At 67.0% G+C, this 2,025-nt stretch carries 2 protein-coding genes; both read right to left on the reverse strand.

Annotation, left to right across the window (positions count from 1 at the left end; all coding sequences use genetic code 11):
- Positions 1-41: 41 nt before the first annotated feature.
- On the reverse strand, positions 42-1,193 hold the full coding sequence (locus ACZ7IB_RS49060; protein WP_470921866.1) for an ISAs1 family transposase: 1,152 nt from the start codon (positions 1,191-1,193) through the stop codon (positions 42-44).
- A gap of 160 nt (positions 1,194-1,353) precedes the next feature.
- Positions 1,354-1,881 carry a hypothetical protein gene (locus ACZ7IB_RS49065; RefSeq protein ID WP_470921868.1) on the reverse strand — a complete coding sequence of 176 codons (528 nt, stop codon included), beginning with the start codon at positions 1,879-1,881 and terminating at the stop codon, positions 1,354-1,356.
- Between the last annotated feature and the right edge of the window lie 144 nt (positions 1,882-2,025).

Genomic DNA, 2,025 nt, shown 5'->3' on the forward strand with positions numbered 1-2,025 from the left:
CAGGGCTGTTGCAAAGTCTCTTGATCTTGTGTGAGTGCAGATCAGGCGAGTCCGATGAGGTCCAGGGGACGGCGGAAGCTGTCGTAGGACATCGCGCGGAGGCCGGCTGCAATGTTCGTGTGGCCGTCGGCTCGCAAGGTGTTGATGGCGAAGCTGCGGAGGGTGGCCATGTTGTCCGGGCCGTGTCCGGTGCGGATCTTGGAGGCGTCCTCGGCGAAGGTCGTGTCCCGGACGATGTGAAGCCGGTTCTCGATGGTCCACTGCGAGCGAATAATCTTCGCGATGCGCTCGGGGGATGCCTGGCGGCTGGTCAGGTCGGTGATGACGTAGAGGGTCTCGCGGCTGCGCTTGCCAGTCGTGCGCTGAATGCGGTGCCGGACGATCTTCGCGACCTGGACCGCGTGGGGGAAGTCGACGCCGAGGTCGGCGATGGTCAGGACCTGAACCACCCGGGTCTCCAGACGACCGCGTGCACGGGTGCGGTCGTAGAACTTCGCGCTCGCCTTCTGCCAGGGCAGGGCGGCGAGTTGTCCGTGCAGGTTCTTCTGGTTGCGCTTCACGGTGAAGACGTAGTGCGCCGTCTTCTCCTCGACGAGGAACCGGGCGTGATCGCGCTGGCAGTGCAGGGCATCCGCGGTGACGGTGACGCCGGTCAGGTCATAGGGCGCCAGCAGGTCGGCGAAGCAGGTGATCTCGTTCGTCTTGTCCGGCACGCGCAGCTGGGTGACGGTCAGGCCGTCGCCGGTGATCGCGGCCAGCAGGTGGGCGGCTGGCGTGTCGCCGTGGCGCGAACCGCGGGCGCTCTTGCCGTCCACCGCCAGGGTGTCAGCCCCGGTGGGATCGTGGCCGAGCAGATCGGCCAGGCCGCCGGGACAGGCGGTGTTCAATACTCGACGGATCGTTGCCGTACTCGGCGCGACCCGGACACCGAAGACCGTCACGGTCCGGGCCCCGAGCCGGGCCAGCGCGTCCTGTGGCGCGTTCCGCGCCCACTGGCCGATGGCGTCGAAGGACCGGGCACCCGTCAGTACCGCCGAGCAGGCCACCAACAGCACACTCACGAACGGGTGACGCTTCCCCCGCCGATGGCGCGGATCGGCCAAGGTCCGCAGCCGCAGGGAAAGTTGTCCGATCGCCCGGTGCTGACGGGTCGGCGACTTGATCAGGCAGACGGTGGCAGACTGGCGGCACATCGAAGCTCCGGCTCATGCAGGCGACTTGATCGGTCACCGGCATCAACCGGAGCTTCGTTGTGTACGGACCGGGCACACCACGCATCGTCATACCGCCGTGACCAGCACCTTCACCAGCTCACCCGGGCTGAAATCACCGTGGCCAGCGACGATGTCGGCATCAAGACGCATCGACGGATGGCGGAACGCTGCCCTCGCCATCCTGCCCGATCGCATCGCGCACGGCCTTCCAGCCTGCAAGGCAAGCATCGAAGTCCACTGCGACTTCCCGGACCTCCTTGGTCGTGTAGTCGCACCACAGCAGGCGGGCGCCGGCTTCGCCCGAGCGCACGAGATAGGCCTCCTCGGCATCGAAGAGCTCGGTAGCCTCGGGCAACGCGAAGTAGCTGCGCGGATCGGCGTCGCCTGCGGCGAACGCCGGCCGCAGGCCTTCGCTGTGCCATGCGTGCAAGCCGGCGAACAGCGTTGCGGCGTCCATGCCGGCCGCGGCGTGCAGCACCGGCTGCGGCGCCAGCTTCTTCAGCATGCCGTCGATCGCGCCCTGAACCAGCCCGACGACCGACCAGGCGTCCGGATCGCCGATCTCGCCGGGCGGCGCGGTCACAAGAATCCGACAGAAGCGATGCGTGCTGTCGCTCGACGTCTCGGCGGTCCAGCGCCACGCGAGGGAAATGACTTGCTCGGTCATGACCTGAAGGGTATCTGCACGACTTGATCGGTCACCGGCATCAACCGGAGCTTCGTTGTGTACGGACCGAGCACACCACGCATCGTCATACCGCCGTGACCAGCACCTTCACCAGCTCACCCGGACTTTGAAATCACCCTGCCC

The sequence above is a fragment of the Streptomyces sp. NPDC037301 genome (assembly GCF_055602785.1).

What these genes read in the sequence shown, in the direction of transcription:
- ACZ7IB_RS49060 (WP_470921866.1), bottom strand. Translation starts at nt 1,193, where the DNA reads ATGTGCCGCCAGTCTGCCACCGTCTGCCTGATCAAGTCGCCGACCCGT.
- ACZ7IB_RS49065 (WP_470921868.1), bottom strand. Translation starts at nt 1,881, where the DNA reads ATGACCGAGCAAGTCATTTCCCTCGCGTGGCGCTGGACCGCCGAGACG.